The 14,087-nt window shown below is 72.7% G+C and carries 16 protein-coding genes; 10 read left to right on the top strand and 6 right to left on the bottom strand.

Annotation, left to right across the window (positions count from 1 at the left end; all coding sequences use genetic code 11):
- Positions 1-69 precede the first annotated feature (69 nt).
- Positions 70-1,464, top strand: coding sequence for a DNA repair protein RadA (gene radA / locus V2J52_RS06950; RefSeq protein WP_331226942.1), 1,395 nt, complete (start codon positions 70-72; stop codon positions 1,462-1,464).
- Between the two features lie 7 nt (positions 1,465-1,471).
- Positions 1,472-2,590: a DNA integrity scanning diadenylate cyclase DisA gene (gene disA, locus V2J52_RS06945; protein ID WP_434056387.1), complete on the top strand. Its 1,119-nt coding sequence runs from the start codon at positions 1,472-1,474 to the stop codon at positions 2,588-2,590.
- 17 nt (positions 2,591-2,607) lie between these two features.
- Here disA and V2J52_RS06940 read toward each other — a convergent pair whose 3' ends face one another.
- On the bottom strand, positions 2,608-3,294 hold the full coding sequence (locus V2J52_RS06940; protein ID WP_331226940.1) for a hypothetical protein: 687 nt from the start codon (positions 3,292-3,294) through the stop codon (positions 2,608-2,610).
- A 67-nt stretch (positions 3,295-3,361) separates the two neighbouring features.
- On the opposite strand from V2J52_RS06940, the gene V2J52_RS06935 reads away from it, so the two are divergent.
- Positions 3,362-4,264: an HhH-GPD family protein gene (locus tag V2J52_RS06935; protein WP_331226939.1), complete on the top strand. Its 903-nt coding sequence runs from the start codon at positions 3,362-3,364 to the stop codon at positions 4,262-4,264.
- 31 nt (positions 4,265-4,295) lie between these two features.
- Here the strand turns inward: V2J52_RS06935 and V2J52_RS06930 are convergent, their stop codons facing one another.
- Entirely contained in the window at positions 4,296-6,035 is a 1,740-nt protein-coding gene (locus V2J52_RS06930; protein WP_331226938.1) for an FUSC family protein, read from the bottom strand.
- Positions 6,036-6,068: 33 nt separating this feature from the next.
- Here V2J52_RS06930 and V2J52_RS06925 point away from each other — a divergent pair, with 33 nt between their 5' ends.
- The gene (locus V2J52_RS06925) at positions 6,069-6,518 is read left to right on the top strand and encodes a hypothetical protein (protein WP_331226937.1); all 450 of its coding nucleotides are present in this window, start codon (positions 6,069-6,071) and stop codon (positions 6,516-6,518) included.
- A gap of 13 nt (positions 6,519-6,531) precedes the next feature.
- Here the strand turns inward: V2J52_RS06925 and V2J52_RS06920 are convergent, their stop codons facing one another.
- A complete protein-coding gene (locus V2J52_RS06920; RefSeq protein ID WP_331226936.1) occupies positions 6,532-7,086 on the bottom strand; it encodes an amino-acid N-acetyltransferase in 555 nt (184 codons plus the stop codon).
- Positions 7,087-7,204: 118 nt separating this feature from the next.
- Between V2J52_RS06920 and V2J52_RS06915 the strand changes: the two genes are divergently transcribed.
- Both V2J52_RS06915 and V2J52_RS06910 read left to right on the top strand, forming a co-directional pair.
- The gene (locus V2J52_RS06915) at positions 7,205-7,624 is read left to right on the top strand and encodes a Fur family transcriptional regulator (RefSeq protein ID WP_331226935.1); all 420 of its coding nucleotides are present in this window, start codon (positions 7,205-7,207) and stop codon (positions 7,622-7,624) included.
- A gap of 31 nt (positions 7,625-7,655) precedes the next feature.
- Entirely contained in the window at positions 7,656-9,161 is a 1,506-nt protein-coding gene (locus tag V2J52_RS06910; RefSeq protein WP_331226934.1) for a catalase, read from the top strand.
- A 59-nt stretch (positions 9,162-9,220) separates the two neighbouring features.
- Here the strand turns inward: V2J52_RS06910 and V2J52_RS06905 are convergent, their stop codons facing one another.
- On the bottom strand, positions 9,221-9,352 hold the full coding sequence (locus V2J52_RS06905) for a hypothetical protein (RefSeq protein ID WP_331226933.1): 132 nt from the start codon (positions 9,350-9,352) through the stop codon (positions 9,221-9,223).
- 62 nt (positions 9,353-9,414) lie between these two features.
- Between V2J52_RS06905 and V2J52_RS06900 the strand changes: the two genes are divergently transcribed.
- Together V2J52_RS06900 and V2J52_RS06895 are read left to right on the top strand one after the other, a co-directional pair.
- Positions 9,415-9,648 (top strand): type II toxin-antitoxin system Phd/YefM family antitoxin, encoded by a 234-nt coding sequence (locus V2J52_RS06900; RefSeq protein ID WP_331226932.1) that lies wholly within the window; start codon positions 9,415-9,417, stop codon positions 9,646-9,648.
- Positions 9,645-10,019 (top strand): type II toxin-antitoxin system VapC family toxin, encoded by a 375-nt coding sequence (locus V2J52_RS06895; RefSeq protein WP_331226931.1) that lies wholly within the window; start codon positions 9,645-9,647, stop codon positions 10,017-10,019. Before V2J52_RS06900 ends, V2J52_RS06895 begins: the two co-directional genes overlap by 4 nt.
- Before the next feature lie 39 nt (positions 10,020-10,058).
- On the opposite strand, the gene V2J52_RS06890 is transcribed toward V2J52_RS06895, so the two are convergent.
- The gene (locus V2J52_RS06890) at positions 10,059-10,436 is read right to left on the bottom strand and encodes an ankyrin repeat domain-containing protein (RefSeq protein WP_331226930.1); all 378 of its coding nucleotides are present in this window, start codon (positions 10,434-10,436) and stop codon (positions 10,059-10,061) included.
- Positions 10,437-10,525: 89 nt separating this feature from the next.
- Between V2J52_RS06890 and V2J52_RS06885 the strand changes: the two genes are divergently transcribed.
- A complete protein-coding gene (locus V2J52_RS06885; RefSeq protein ID WP_331226929.1) occupies positions 10,526-10,879 on the top strand; it encodes a nuclear transport factor 2 family protein in 354 nt (117 codons plus the stop codon).
- A 67-nt stretch (positions 10,880-10,946) separates the two neighbouring features.
- On the opposite strand, the gene V2J52_RS06880 is transcribed toward V2J52_RS06885, so the two are convergent.
- Positions 10,947-12,119: an acyl-CoA dehydrogenase family protein gene (locus V2J52_RS06880; RefSeq protein ID WP_331226928.1), complete on the bottom strand. Its 1,173-nt coding sequence runs from the start codon at positions 12,117-12,119 to the stop codon at positions 10,947-10,949.
- Between the two features lie 106 nt (positions 12,120-12,225).
- Here V2J52_RS06880 and glsA point away from each other — a divergent pair, with 106 nt between their 5' ends.
- On the top strand, positions 12,226-14,034 hold the full coding sequence (glsA, locus tag V2J52_RS06875) for a glutaminase A (protein WP_331226927.1): 1,809 nt from the start codon (positions 12,226-12,228) through the stop codon (positions 14,032-14,034).
- The last annotated feature ends 53 nt before the right edge of the window (positions 14,035-14,087 follow it).

The following is a 14,087-nucleotide window of genomic DNA, read 5'->3' as shown; positions in this document are numbered from 1 at the left end:
GACGGCGAGCCGGGCCGCCGGCGGGCGCGGCGACCGTCGATGTCACCGCGCCGTCGTAACGTGAACGGCATGTCGACCACGTCCGCCCGCTCCGCCCGGCAGAACCGCCCCGCCTACCGCTGCGCGGAGTGCGGCTGGACCACGGCGAAGTGGGTGGGGCGCTGCGGGGAGTGCCAGGCGTGGGGCACGGTCGAGGAGGCGGGCGGCCCGGCCCCGCGCGCCGTCGCCAGCGTCCGTCCCGCCCTGGCGGCGCAGCCGATCAACGAGGTCGACGTCGAGACCGCTCGCGCCCGCCCCACCGGGGTCAGCGAGCTGGACCGGGTGCTCGGCGGCGGGATCGTGCCCGGCGCCGTTGTGCTGCTCGCCGGGGAGCCGGGCGCCGGCAAGTCCACCCTGCTGCTCGACGTCGCAGCGCGCGCCGCGGAGCAGGGCACCGGCACCGTCCTCTACGTCACCGGCGAGGAATCCGCGAGCCAGGTACGGCTACGCGCCGAACGCATCGGGGCGCTGGCGCCGGGGCTGCTGCTCACCGCGGAGAACGACCTCGCCACCGTCATCGGGCACATCGCCGCGGCCGAACCGTCGCTCGTCGTCGTCGACTCCGTGCAGACCATCTCCTCCTCCGACATCGACGGCGCGGCCGGCGGCGTCGCCCAGGTCCGGGCGGTGGCCGCCTCGCTCATCGCCGAGGCCAAGCGTCGTCATGTGCCGGTGCTGCTCGTCGGGCACGTGACCAAGGACGGCTCGCTGGCCGGCCCCCGGGTGCTCGAGCACCTCGTCGACGTCGTGTGCCAGTTCGACGGCGACCGCTACTCCCGGCTGCGGCTGCTGCGAGCGACCAAGAACCGCTACGGGCCGACCGACGAGGTCGGCTGCTTCGAGCTGACCGAGACCGGCATCGACGGCCTGGCCGACCCCTCCGGCCTGTTTCTCTCGGAGTCCCGGCTGCCGGTGGCCGGCACCTGCGTGACCATCACGCTCGAGGGCCGGCGGCCGATGCCGATCGAGATCCAGGCGCTCGTCGCGCTCAGCGCGCTGAGCAACCCGCGGCGCACCACCTCCGGCCTCGACTCCTCCCGCAACGCGATGACCCTCGCCGTGCTGCAGTCCCGCGCCGGGATCGGGCTGGCGAAGCACGACGTCTACGTCTCGACGGTCGGCGGGGCGCGCGCCGTGGAACCGTCGGTCGACCTCGCCGTCGCGCTGGCGGTCGCCAGTGCCGTCGAGGACAAGCCGACCGCGGCGCGGGTCGTCGCGATCGGCGAGGTCGGGCTCACCGGCGACGTCCGCGCCACGGTCGGGGTCCAGCGCCGGCTGGCGGAGGCCGCCAGGCTCGGCTTCCGGCTCGCGCTGGTGCCCCAGCACGGCGCCGACGACCTCCAGCCGGTCGCCGGGCTCGAGGTGCGGCCGGTCCAGAACGTCGGCGAAGCATGGCTGGCGGCGCTCCGCGGGCCCAGCTCCTGACCCTAAGATGAGGCGGGGGCGAGCACCGCCTCCCGACGCCCGAGGAGGCCCTGTGCCCGAAGAGCCCGATGAACTGCTGCGCGCGACGCTGCAAGCGGTGGCCCCGGGCACCGCGCTGCGCGACGGGCTGGAGCGCATCCTGCGGGGACGGACCGGGGCGCTCATCGTGCTCGGCTACGACGACCTCGTCGAGAGCCTCTGCTCAGGCGGCTTCGACCTCGACGTCGAGTTCACCGCGCCGCGGCTTCGCGAGCTCGCCAAGATGGACGGCGCCGTCATCGTCGACTTCCCCAACCGCCGGATCCGCCGCGCCAACGTCCAGCTCATGCCGGACACCTCCATCGAGACCCGCGAGTCAGGGATGCGCCACCGCACCGCGGAGCGGGCAGCCAAGCAGACCGGGCACCCCGTCGTCACCGTCAGCCAGTCGATGCGGATCGTCGCGCTGTACGTCAGCGGCGTGCGGCACGTCGTCGAGGACTCCGGGGCAATCCTCTCCCGGGCCCACCAGGCACTGTCGACCCTCGAGCGGTACAAGCTGCGTCTGGACGAGGTCTCCGGCACGCTCGCCGCGCTGGAGATCGAGGACCTCGTGACGGTCCGGGACGTCACCACCGTGGTCCAGCGGCTGGAGATGGTCTCGCGGATCTCCACCGAGATCGACGGCTACGTCGTCGAGCTCGGCGCCGACGGCCGGCTGCTGTCGCTGCAGCTCGACGAGCTCATGGGCGGCATCGCCCCGGACCGCGAGTTCATCATCCGCGACTACACCGCGCGTGCCGCCGACAACGTCGCCGGCGTCCTCGCCAGGCTCGGCGAGCTCTCCGCCACCGAGCTCATCGAGATGGCCGCGATCGCCCGGGCGCTCGGCGTCGGCGGCCCCGACGGCGAGTCCCTCGACGACCCGCTCAGCCCGCGCGGCTACCGCATGCTGTCGCGGATCCCTCGGCTGCCGGCAACCGTCGTCACATCACTGGTCGAGCACGCCGGCCCGCTGCAGAAGCTGCTCGCCGCGAGCACCGACGACCTCCAGCAGGTCGACGGGATCGGTCCGCAGCGGGCGCGCAGCGTCCGCGAGGGGCTGTCCCGGCTCGCGGAGTCCTCGATCCTCGAGCGCTACGTCTGAGCCGTTGCGCCGGACCGCTAGGCCTGATCGTCCTCGGGCTCGCCCGACGGCTCCGCCGCCGGACCGATGGTGAAGGTGGCCGACTCGTCGGCGGCCGTCGTCTCTCCGCCGAGGCCGACCGTCACGCGGTAGGAGCCGGGGCCGGCCGCCGGCTGGTCGTCGCCGCAGCCGGTCGCTGACCGGGTCCCGGGCCAGCTGACCGTCGCGGCGTGCTCGGTGCCGGCGTCGAGGAGCAGCTGCTCCTCGGCGTCGTCGGCGCAGTGCGCGGTGGTCCACACCGTGTCGTTGCCGGAGGTCACCGTCGCCACCAGGGACGCCGGCCCGGCGTCCAGCAGGCACGGCTCGTCGCCGGAGTTCAGCAGCCGCAGGTCGAGGTCGACGCCGCTGCCGGCGGTCGGCGCCGGCGGGTCGAGGCCCAGCTCGACGTCGACGTCCGCGGACCGGCAGGCGGCCGGTGACTCGTCGCCCGCACCCGCCGACTCGTCGCCTGCGCCTCCTGCCTCGCCATCCGCAGCAGCCGCCTCGGTGGCCTCGGCAGCCGGCTCTGCCGTCGCCTCGCCGCCCAGCCGGGACGCGACGGCCATGACCGCCCAGACGATGCCGGCGATCAGCAGCGCGAGGACGACCAGCGCGACAACCCGGCGCCGCCGGTAGACCGCCGGCGTCGGACGCCCGCCTCGTGAGGTGTGCCCGGTGCTGCTCATCCTGCGACGGTAGGCCGAAGCTGGCACCGGGTCCGCCCGGCACGCCGGGTCGCGGCACACTAGGACCATGCCCACGTCGTTGCAGCAGCCGGTGACCGAGTGGTTCGCCGAGCACGCCCGCGACCTGCCCTGGCGCGAGCCCGGGACGACGGCGTGGGGCGTGCTCGTCAGCGAGGTGATGTCCCAGCAGACCCCGGTCGCCCGGGTGGCACCGGTGTGGCGGCAGTGGCTCGACCGGTGGCCCACGCCGGCCGCGCTGGCCGCGGCCAGCCCTGGCGACGTGCTCCGCGCGTGGCAGCGGCTGGGCTACCCGCGGCGGGCGCTGCGGCTGCGCGAGTGCGCCGCCGAGCTCGCCGTCCGGTTCGCTGGGCAGGTGCCGACGTCGGTCGAGGAGCTGCGCAGCCTGCCAGGGGTCGGCCCCTACACCGCCGCGGCGGTCGCCAGCTTCAGCCACGGCCGCCGCGCCGTCGTGCTGGACACCAACGTCCGCCGGGTGCTCGAGCGGGTCGTCGGCGGTCAGGCGCTGCCCGCCCCGCACCTCGGCCGCGCGGAGGAGGAGCGGGCCGCCGGTCTGCTGCCCGCGCAGCCCGCGGCCGCCACCCGCTGGAACATGGGCGTGATGGAGCTCGGCGCGCTGGTGTGCACCGCCCGTAGCCCCCGCTGCGCGCAGTGCCCGCTCGCCGGTCACTGCCGCTGGCGGGCCGCCGGCTACCCGTCCGACCCGCACGCGGCCCGCCGTCGCACCCAGCCGTGGACCGGGACCGACCGGCAGGTGCGCGGCACGATCATGGCGCGGCTGGGTGAGCTCGCCCCTGGCAGGGACGTCGACGCCGCGACGCTGCTCGGTCCGCTGGCGGCGGCCGCCGCTGACCCGCAGCAGCCGCGCCGCGCGCTGGACTCGCTGCTCGCCGACGGCCTCGTCGCCGGCACCGGCGACGCCGAGGACCCGAGGTACTGCCTGCCGGCATAGCTCCGGGTCAGTCGTGCGCCGGGTCGGCCCCTCAGCTGAGCCGGGGACGGTCGCCGATGGCGGCGCGGGTGAGCCGCACCGAGTCCGCCGGCGGCACCCGCCCCTCGTGCAGCTGGCGGGCCATCAGCCGGCACGCCCACGCGGCCCCCTCGACCCCGGACGCCACACCGGTCTGGGTGGCGCTGCGCGCCAGCACGGTGAGGCCGAGCCACGCGGTGGCCTCCCGGAGGTCGAGCAGCGGCGCCACGTCACGAGGGTCGTCCTGCATCGCCCGGCGGGCCGCCGCGGACATCTCCTGCATCGCCAGGCCGAGGTCCTGACGGGCGTCGCGCCCCTGCCGGGCCGCCTGGCTGCCGGCGCCGAGGTGGTCGACGACGACGGCGCCGGCCGCCAGCACCCGCCCAAGGCAGGCCCGCAGCAGCGGTGGCGCGCCGCGGCGTCCGACGAACCACGGCACCGCGGCACCGATGAGCACTCCGATGACGGTGTCGACGAGCCGCTCGGTGGCGATCGAGGTGACCGCCAGCCGCGTCCCCGCGGTGCCGACGGTGAGCGCGAGCGGGGTGATGAAGACGACGGCGACGGCGTAGTTCCGCACGACGAACAGCTCGACGAGGCCCTGCAGCGCGATGACGACCGGCACGATGAGCCACTCGCTGGCCCCGGTGAGCGCGTGCACGGCGAGGAACCCGCCGAGCCCGATCACGGTGCCCACGAGCCGGTGGGCGGAGCGCACCGCGGTGCGCTTGCGGTCGAGGCCGGTGTGGAGCACGAGCATCGTCGCGGCCATCGCCCAGTACGCGTGGTCGACGTCGATGAGCCACGCGACCGCCCCGGCGATCGTCACCCCGACCCCGACGCGAACCGCGGCCTGCAGCGCGTTGCTCGGCCAGCGCAGCGCGTGGCGCAGCATCCGGCGTGCTGACGGCCGGCCCAGCGGCGCCTCGGTCGACTCCGCGGCGAGCTCCGGGTCGGACCGGTCACCGGGCAGCAGGTGGCCGGAGTAGTCGCGCTGCACCGCTCGCAGCTCGGTGACGAGCGCGACCGACCGCGGGTGCAGGGAGGCGCCGTCCCCGCCGTCGGCCAGTGCTGCCCAGCCGTCGTGCAGCGCCTCGGTCGCTGCTTCGCTGAGCCCCTCGGCGTCCGCACCGGTCGGGTCTGCGCCGCGGAACCGCGCCACGGCGGCGCGCGCCCGGGCGACGGCGTCCTCCTGCGGTCCCCGGGGGCGCACGATGACGTCGGCCATCGCGACGACGACGGCGAACGCGGCACCGATGGCCGTCGCGGACACCAGCGTCGCCGGCGCCACCCCGTGGTGCGGCAAGTATCCGCCGAGACCGGCGAGCAGCACGAAGAAGAAGGCACCCGGCGGGCCGACCCGCAGCGCGTGGCAGGCGACCGTCGCCACCATCGCGACCACGACGATGAGCAGCAGCCCGAGCAGCGGCCAGCCGCTGAACGCGGCACCGAGCGCGCAGCAGGCGACGAGCGACGCCGCCACCGCGCTCAGCAGCCTCAGCCTGGTGCGCCGGGCGCGGCCGGCGCCGTAGAGCACGGTGAACGCCCCGGTGCCCATGAGCAGGCCGTACGGCTGGTTGCCCAGCAGCGTCATGACGATGACGGGCACGCCGATGGCGCTCGCCGCCCGCACCGCCACCTGCCACCTGCTCGGCGGCCGGATGTACCACCGCACCCCTCGCAGCGGCCGGCTCCCCCGGTTCGAGCGCGGGTCCTGCGGCGGCTCGGCGGCTGGCTCATCAGGGTGGGACACTACTGCCCATGCTACGAGGCCTAGGCTGGCGGGGTGGAGAACGCCGCACCGATCCCTGACGACGTCCGGCTCGCCCGGGCGGTACGCGCGCTGCGCGACACCCTCGTCGGCTGCGGTGTCGCGTGCCTGGGGCTCGGCGTCATCGCGATGGCGATCGTCGCGCTCGCTTCTCCGGCATCGGCGGTCAGCTGGCCGACGGTGACGCTGCTCGGCGGCGGGCAGCTGCTCGCGCTCGTCGGCGCCGGGCTCAGCGCGGTGGCGCTGCGAGGCTCGCTGGTCGGGCAGCCGACCGACGTGCTGCTGCGCACCACCCGGCGCCGGCTCGGACTGCTGGCGCGCGTGGTGGTCGGCTGGTGCGTCGCTGCGGCCGCCGCCTGGGTGATCGCCTACCCGTCGACGGCGGTGCTCTCGCTGGCGCTCGCCGCGGTGACGGCCCAGCTGGCGGTCGCCCTGCGGGTGCTCGGCGGCCGGCTGTCCTCGTGACCGCGGGGCTCCGTCAGAGCTCGAGCAGCATCCGGGAGTTGCCCAAGGTGTTGGGCTTGACCCGCGCGAGGTCGAGGAACTCCGCGACGCCGTCGTCGTGGGACCGCAGCATCTGGGCGTAGACGTCGGTGCCGACCGGAGTCCCGTCGATCACCTCGAAGCCCATCTGCCGGAAGAAGTCGACCTCGAAGGTCAGGCAGAACAGCCGCTTGAGCCCGAGCAGCCTCGCGCGCCCGATGAGCGCCTCGAGGACGTGGCGGCCCACCCCGCGGCGCAGAAAGCTCTCGTCGACGGCGATCGTGCGGACCTCGGCGATGTCGTCCCACAGCACGTGCAGCGCCCCGCACCCGACCACCCGCCACGTCCCGTCGTCGTCGGGCAGCTCCGCGACGAGGAACTCCTGGATCGACTCGAAGTAGGCGATGAGCTCCTTGGCGATGAGGATGCGCTCGGCCGCGTAGGGCTCGACGAGCTGGTAGATCCGCCGGACGTCCGCCGGCACCGCCGGTCGCACGACGATCGAGGGTCCTGCGGCAGAATCGGGGCGTGCCCCGCTGGTCGCGCTCATCCTGCTGATCCTGGCACGGAGTGGCGCCCGCCGCCTCGTCCGCCCCTCGGCGCGCCTCGAGCAGACACTGGAGACGGTCCGTTTCTAGACGCGTTCCAGTTAGTGGTAGGGTAGGGGCATGCCCACCGATCCTGCCAAGCTGCTGCGCGCCGCGAACCTTCGGGTGACCGCACCGCGGCTCGCGGTGCTCGCGGAGGTGGCCGACCAGCCGCACGCGACGGCAGACGTCATCCGTGCCGCGGTGCACGAGCGGCTGGGGACAGTCTCCACGCAGGCCGTCTACGACGTCCTCAACGCACTGACCTCGGCCAGCATCCTGCGGCGCATCGAGCCGGAGGGTTCCCCCGGCAGGTACGAGATCGCCCGTGGCGACAACCACCACCACCTCGTGTGCCGCAGCTGCGGCGCGGTGAGCGACGTGGCCTGCGCCGTCGGGCACTCCCCGTGCCTCACGGCCAGCGACGACCACGGCTTCGTCATCGACACCGCCGAGGTCATCTTCTGGGGCAGCTGCCCCACGTGCGCCACCACCCACTGATCTACGAATTTCACAACCAAGGAGCGAAGGAATGACCGTGGACAACACGAAGCCCCTGACGACCGCCGCAGGTGCGCCGGTTGCCGAGAACGACAACGCCATCACGGCGGGCCCACGGGGCCCGATGCTGCTGCAGGACGTCTGGTTCCTGGAGAAGCTCGCGCACTTCAGCCGCGAGGTCATCCCGGAGCGGCGGATGCACGCCAAGGGCTCGGGCGCCTTCGGCACCTTCACCGTGACGCAGGACATCACGAAGTTCTCCAAGGCGGCGATCTTCTCCGAGGTCGGCAAGCAGACCGAGATGTTCGCGCGGTTCTCCACGGTGGCCGGTGAGCGCGGCGCCGCCGACGCCGAGCGTGACATCCGCGGCTTCTCCCTGCGCTTCTACACCGAGGAAGGCAACTGGGACATGGTCGGGAACAACACCCCGGTGTTCTTCCACCGCGACCCGCACCACTTCCCCGACCTCAACCGGGCGGTCAAGCGTGACCCCCGCACCAACCTGCGGTCGGCCGAGAACAACTGGGACTTCTGGACCAACCTGCCCGAGGCGCTGCACCAGGTGACGATCGTGATGTCCGACCGCGGCATCCCGGACGGCTACCGCCACATGCACGGCTTCGGCTCGCACACCTACTCGTTCATCAACGAGCAGAACGAGCGTTCCTGGGTGAAGTTCCACTTCCGCACCCAGCAGGGCATCAAGAACCTCACCGACGCCGAGGCCGCCAAGGTCGTGGCAGAGGACCGCGAGTCCTCCCAGCGCGACCTGTTCGAGGCCATCGAGCGGGGCGACAACCCGAAGTGGACCTTGTTCATCCAGGTGATGCCCGAGGCCGAGGCGGCCGGCTACCGCTTCCACCCGTTCGACCTCACCAAGGTCTGGTCGAAGAAGGACTACCCGCTCATCGAGGTCGGCGAGTTCGAGCTCAACCGCAACCCGGAGAACTACTTCGCCGACGTCGAGCAGGCCGCCTTCACCCCGGGGAACGTCGTGCCCGGCATCAGCTTCTCCCCGGACCGGATGCTCCAGGGCCGGCTGTTCTCCTACGGCGACGCCGCCCGCTACCGGGTGGGTATCAACCACCACCAGATCCCGGTGAACTACCCGCGCGGCGCGAAGGTGGTCAACACCTACCACCGTGACGGCCAGGGCCGGGTGGACGGCAACCAGGGCGGCACGCCCGGGTACACGCCCAACAGCTACGACCGCTTCAGCGCCCAGCCGGCCTTCGCCGAGCCGGGCCTGGCGACCGGCGACTACGCCGACCGGTTCGACTACCGCGAGGACGACTCGAACTACTACGAGCAGCCCGGCGACCTCTTCCGGCTGATGACCCCGGCGGAGCAGCAGCGGCTGTTCGCCAACACGGCGCGCGCGATCAACGGCGCCTCCGAGGCCACCGTCGAGCGCCACATCTACAACGCGACGCAGGCCGACCCGGCCTACGGCGAGGGTGTGCGCCGCGCCATCGAGGCGCTGGCCGCCGGCACGCTCGACGACACCGAGCCGAACCCGGACAACCAGCCCATCTGAGTTTCACATCGCACACCGCACACCGTGAAGGGTTCGTCAGTCCTGGACTGACGAACCCTTCACGTCGTTCTGGGCCCGCCCCATGGCGCGCCGCTCCGCCGCCCCCACACCCGCGACAGCCGACTTGTCACCGACAGCCGACTTGTCACCGACAGCTGACTTGTCACCGACAGCTGGATTGTCCGCAACACGTCGCCACACCTACGTCAGGCGGACCTGGCCAGGCCTGGCCAACTCCCCTAGGATCGTAGTCGTGGAAACGGTGAACGTGTACGAGGCGAAGTCCTCCTTCAGTCGCATCCTGGCGCGAGCAGAGGGCGGTGAGGTGATCGTGATCGCGCGCAATGGAAAGCCCGTGGCACATCTCGGGCCGGCCTCCCCTTCTCCGCGCCATGTGGTGTTCGGTGACCTTGCGGGTCAGATCCGTATGTCCGATGAATTCGACGAGTGGACCGAGCAGGACGAGCAGGACTGGTACGGAGCGTGAGGCTTCTCCTCGACACCCACGTCTTGCTCTGGGTCCGCGCTGACGCTCCCCTGCCCGAGGGGTTCCGGGAAGCCATCTCGGATCCGGCAAACATCAAACTCGTCTCGGCCATGTCGCTCGCCGAGATCGCCGTGAATCGCGCCGACGGCAAGCTCGATGTCCCGGACGGGTTCGCCGACCACGTCGCAGAGATCGGCTTCGACCATCTCGCCTTCACCGAGCGCCATGCCCGAGTACTGGACACCCTGCCGCTGCTGCACCGTGATCCGTTCGACCGCATGCTCATCGCGCAGGCGATCGCTGAGGACGCCGCCTTCCTCACCGTCGACTCGAACTGCCTGCAGTACAACGCCCGCTTTCTGCGTCGCTGAGGTTGTCGGAGCGATCGGGCGGGTGCGCTCTCGTCGGCTCTAGTCGAGCAAGTGTGCGCGGCCGAACATCTCCGCGGTGACACGGGCGCTCGGTGTGCCGGCGTCGAGGTCGGCACCCGCCTGGCGCAGCATCCCGACGACCTCCTCCTCCCCCTTGAACAGCGCACCGGCGATGGGCGACTGGTCGCGGGCGTTGCGGAGGTCGACATCGGCTCCGCGGTCGATCAGCGCCCGCGCCGTCGCGGGGTGGCCGCGGTAGGCGGCGAGCATGAGCAGCGAGTTCCCCTCGCCGTCCTGCGCGTCGACCGGCAGCCCGTGGTCGAGGAACTCCAGCAGCTCCTCGGTGTGGCCCTCACGGGCGAGGTCCATCGCCAGCGCCACGACCTTCGCCGCCTGCTCGTCCGACAGTGATCCCATGGCCCAAGCCTAGGACCTGCCGGTGCCCGTCGCCGGGGCTTCGCGCCGACGCCGTCCGGTAGCGTGCCGGCAACGAGAGGGGATGGGCGATGACGACTCCGGAGGAGCTCGAACGCCAGGGCTGGCAGGCGCTGTCGACCGGCGGGCCGCAAGCGACGGCCTTCTACCGCGAGGTGCTCGATTCCCGGGTGCGGATGCTGTTGCCCGGCGGGCTGCGCCTGAGCGACCGGGAGGAGGTCGTCGCGTCGATGGGGGGACCACCGTGGGACACCCACGAGCTGACCGACCTCGACGTGCTGCAGCCGACGCCGGACCTCGCCGTGGTCAGCTACGCGGTGACCGCCCGGCGCGCGGGCACGCCGTACTCGGCCTTGGTGGCCAGCGTCTACGTCCGCCGGCCGGCGGGCTGGCGGATGGTCAGCCACCAGCAGACCCCGCGCTGAGGAACGTCTCGAGGACGGCCGGCGCCGCGGGCCGACCCCGAGGGCTGCTGCCGGGGGCCGGCTGCGGTCAGCCGTCGGTGGACGGCTGGTCGGAGACCGGCCCGAGCAGCACGTTGGCCCAGGCGCCGTGGACGGACTCGTCGTCGCTCGGGTGGAAGATCCCGGCGAGCACGTCGCGGTAGAGCCGCGACAGCTCCGAGCGGTTGAAGTACGAGGACCCGCCCGAGACCCGCACCGCCTTGTCGACGACGTCCTTGGCGACCTCCGTCGCGCGGGTCTTGACGGCCGAGAGCTGCGGCAGCCAGCGGGCACCGCGGTCCACCTGATCGTCGGCGTCGCGGGCGATCTGCGCGATCTGCGGGTAGATGCCGTCGAGCTGGATCGCGGCGTCGGCCAGCCGCCAGCGGATCGCCGGGTCGTGGGCATACGGGGCGCCGTCGTTGGCCAGCGAACGGCGCTTGTGCACCGTCTCGACGGCGACATCGATCGCCCGCTGCGCGATGCCGGTGTAGACCGAGGCGAGCAGGATCTCGAAGCTGGCGAAGATGCCGAAGATGAACGGGTCCATCGTGGGGCCGGGCGCGATGCGGCGGACGATGCGGTCCGCCGGGGCCGGCGCCGCGCTCAGCACCGTGGTCGCGGACTGCGACGCCCGCATCCCCATCGCGTCCCAGTCGTCCTTGACCTCCACTCCCCCGCCGTCCCGGGTGATGAAGCCCCAGACGTTGTGCGGGCCGTCGTCGCCGGTGCGGTCGGTGCCGAACGTCCCCATGCGGGTCCAGCCGGGCGACAGCGAGGTGAAGATCTTGGTGCCGCTGAAGGTGTAGCCACCCGCGCCGTCGGGCGCCGCGTCGCTCGCGGAGCCGAACAGGACGAGGTCGTTGCCGGCCTCGGAGACGCCGAAGGCGAAGACCTCCCCGGCGGCGGCCTCCTCGAGGATGAAGTCGCACGAGCTGTCCCCGCGAGCGCGGACGGTGCGGGCCACGCCCATCCACACGTGGTGCATGTTGACGGCCAGGGCGGTGGCCGGCGCCGCACCGGCGAGCCGCATCTGCTCGCGGGTCATCTCCTCGAGCGTGAGGCCGGCGCCGCCGAGCTCGGTGGGCACCATGGCGGTGAGGTAGCCGGCCGCCTTCAGCTCGGCCAGGTCCTCGTCGAAGAACGAGTTCTCGCGGTCGTACCCGGCGGCGCGGGCGCGGATGCGGTCGAGGAGGTCGTCGGAGAGGAGCGAGGTGGCCATGGCTCGAGCGTATGCCCTGGCTGCGACACCGCCGTAGGACGACGACGGCGGTAGCCCGAAGCCGTGGGCAGGGCTCTCACGATCCCGAGTCATTAGGCTCCGGACCATGGACTCCCCGATCACCGCCTACCTGCGCCGAGTGCACACGGAGATCTCCGAGCTTCGCGAGGGCAGCCCGTACCTCATCGGTCCGGCCGGGACCACAGTCGATCCGGACGACTTCGGCATCGCGCTGGCCACGGTCGACGGCTACGTGTACGAGGTGGGCACCACCCGCAAGGAGTTCTCCCTGCAGTCGCTGTCCAAGCCGTTCAGCTACGGCCTCGCGCTGGCGGACCTCGGGCCTGACGCGGTGGACGAGAAGGTCGACGTCGAGCCGTCCGGGGACCCCTTCAACGAGATCTCGCTGGCGCCGGACACCGGCCGCCCCGCCAACGCGATGATCAACGCCGGCGCGCTCGCGGTGGTCTCGCTCATCAAGGGCTCGGGCGGCCGGTCGGCGATCGAGCGCATCACCGAGCTGTACTCCGACATCGCGGGCCGTCCGCTGCGGAGCAAGGCTCGCAGCTACGCGGCTGAGCGCCGCACCAGCGACCGCAACCACGCCCTGGCCTACCTCCTCAGCTCCTTCGGCGTGATCGAGGGCAGCCCCACGAAGGTGCTGGAGACCTATCTGCGGCAGTGCACCGTCCAGGTCACCGGCCGCGACCTGGCCATCATGGCGGCGACGCTGGCCAACGGCGGCACCAACCCGCTCACCGGCACCGAGGCGCTGGGCATCGACGCCGTCGAACGGGTGCTGTCGGTGATGATGACGTCGGGCATGTACGACGACGCCGGGGACTGGGTGAGCAACGTCGGGATGCCGGCGAAGTCCGGCGTCGGCGGCGGGACGATCGCGGTGCTCCCCGGCCAGGCGGGCCTGGCGGTGTTCTCCCCGCCGCTGGACGCGCACGGCAGCAGCGTCCGCGGTGTGGCCACCTGCCGCCGGGTCTCCAAGGACATGGAGATGCACTTCGTCCGAGCCGCCCGCGCGGGGCGCTCGGCGATCCGCGCGACGTACACGATCGACCGCGAGCCCTCGGACATCCGCCGCACCGACGAGACCGCAGAGGTGCTCCGTACCCACGGCCACCGCGCCGTCGTCGTCGAGCTCGCCGGGGACCTCTTCTTCGCCGGCACCGAGTCGGCCGTGCGCGAGCTCAGCGGACTGGCCGACGACGTCGAGGTCGTCGTCCTCGACGTGCGGCGGCTCGACGAGATCGGCCGGCTCGCGACGGACATGCTGGCCACGATCGCTGAGCAGTTCGACGCGGCGGGCCGCGTGCTCGTCGTCGTCGACCCGGACGACATGCTCGCCGACGCCTTCGTCAACGGCGTCACCGCGAGCGTCACGACGCGTCGCGCGGCCATCGCGTACTGCGAGGACCTGCTGCTGGGGCGCTACGCCACCCCGGAGTCCCGGCCGCACGCCGTCCCGACGGTCGACTCACCGCTCCTCGCCTCCCTGGGCGACGCCGGCGCCGCCGCCCTGGTGGCCCGGATGGAGCGGAGGCACTACGCCGACGGCGACATCGTCCGGCGGGTCGGCCAACGCTTCGGTGGTGTCTTCTTCATCGTCTCCGGCACGATCATCACGATCGGCACCGACCTCGACGGGAACCGGGTGCGGCTGAGCGCCCTCAGCGCCGGGATGACCTTCGGAGAGCTCGCGCTAGGCACCGACGACCGGCAGGAGACCACTGCCAAGGCCGAGGGCCCAGTGACGGTCATGGTGCTCGACCCCGACGCCATCGAGACCCTCGAGAACGACGACCCCCGGCTCGCCGTCGAGCTGTGGCGGGCACTGACCCGCGACGCCTATTCCCGCGTCGATCAGTACGTTCGGGAGATCGCCGGGCGGGTCCGCCAGTAGACTCACCAGGGTGACCGCCGGGACCACAGCGAGCTGACCACCGCGGATCGGGA

It is taken from the genome of Georgenia sunbinii, assembly GCF_036421875.1.
Lineage (GTDB): Bacteria > Actinomycetota > Actinomycetes > Actinomycetales > Actinomycetaceae > Georgenia_B > Georgenia_B sunbinii.
This window is presented reverse-complemented; position numbering and strand designations above follow the sequence as displayed.

Excerpts from the sequence above, each read along its gene's own strand:
- V2J52_RS06940 (WP_331226940.1), bottom strand. The coding sequence starts at position 3,294 with ATGAGCAGCACCGGGCACACCTCACGAGGCGGGCGTCCGACGCCGGCG.
- radA (WP_331226942.1), top strand. The coding sequence starts at position 70 with ATGTCGACCACGTCCGCCCGCTCCGCCCGGCAGAACCGCCCCGCCTAC.
- disA (WP_434056387.1), top strand. The coding sequence starts at position 1,472 with ATGAGGCGGGGGCGAGCACCGCCTCCCGACGCCCGAGGAGGCCCTGTG.
- glsA (WP_331226927.1), top strand. The coding sequence starts at position 12,226 with ATGGACTCCCCGATCACCGCCTACCTGCGCCGAGTGCACACGGAGATC.
- V2J52_RS06885 (WP_331226929.1), top strand. The coding sequence starts at position 10,526 with ATGACGACTCCGGAGGAGCTCGAACGCCAGGGCTGGCAGGCGCTGTCG.
- V2J52_RS06880 (WP_331226928.1), bottom strand. The coding sequence starts at position 12,119 with ATGGCCACCTCGCTCCTCTCCGACGACCTCCTCGACCGCATCCGCGCC.
- V2J52_RS06910 (WP_331226934.1), top strand. The coding sequence starts at position 7,656 with ATGACCGTGGACAACACGAAGCCCCTGACGACCGCCGCAGGTGCGCCG.
- V2J52_RS06935 (WP_331226939.1), top strand. The coding sequence starts at position 3,362 with ATGCCCACGTCGTTGCAGCAGCCGGTGACCGAGTGGTTCGCCGAGCAC.
- V2J52_RS06890 (WP_331226930.1), bottom strand. The coding sequence starts at position 10,436 with ATGGGATCACTGTCGGACGAGCAGGCGGCGAAGGTCGTGGCGCTGGCG.
- V2J52_RS06915 (WP_331226935.1), top strand. The coding sequence starts at position 7,205 with ATGCCCACCGATCCTGCCAAGCTGCTGCGCGCCGCGAACCTTCGGGTG.
- V2J52_RS06920 (WP_331226936.1), bottom strand. The coding sequence starts at position 7,086 with ATGAGCGCGACCAGCGGGGCACGCCCCGATTCTGCCGCAGGACCCTCG.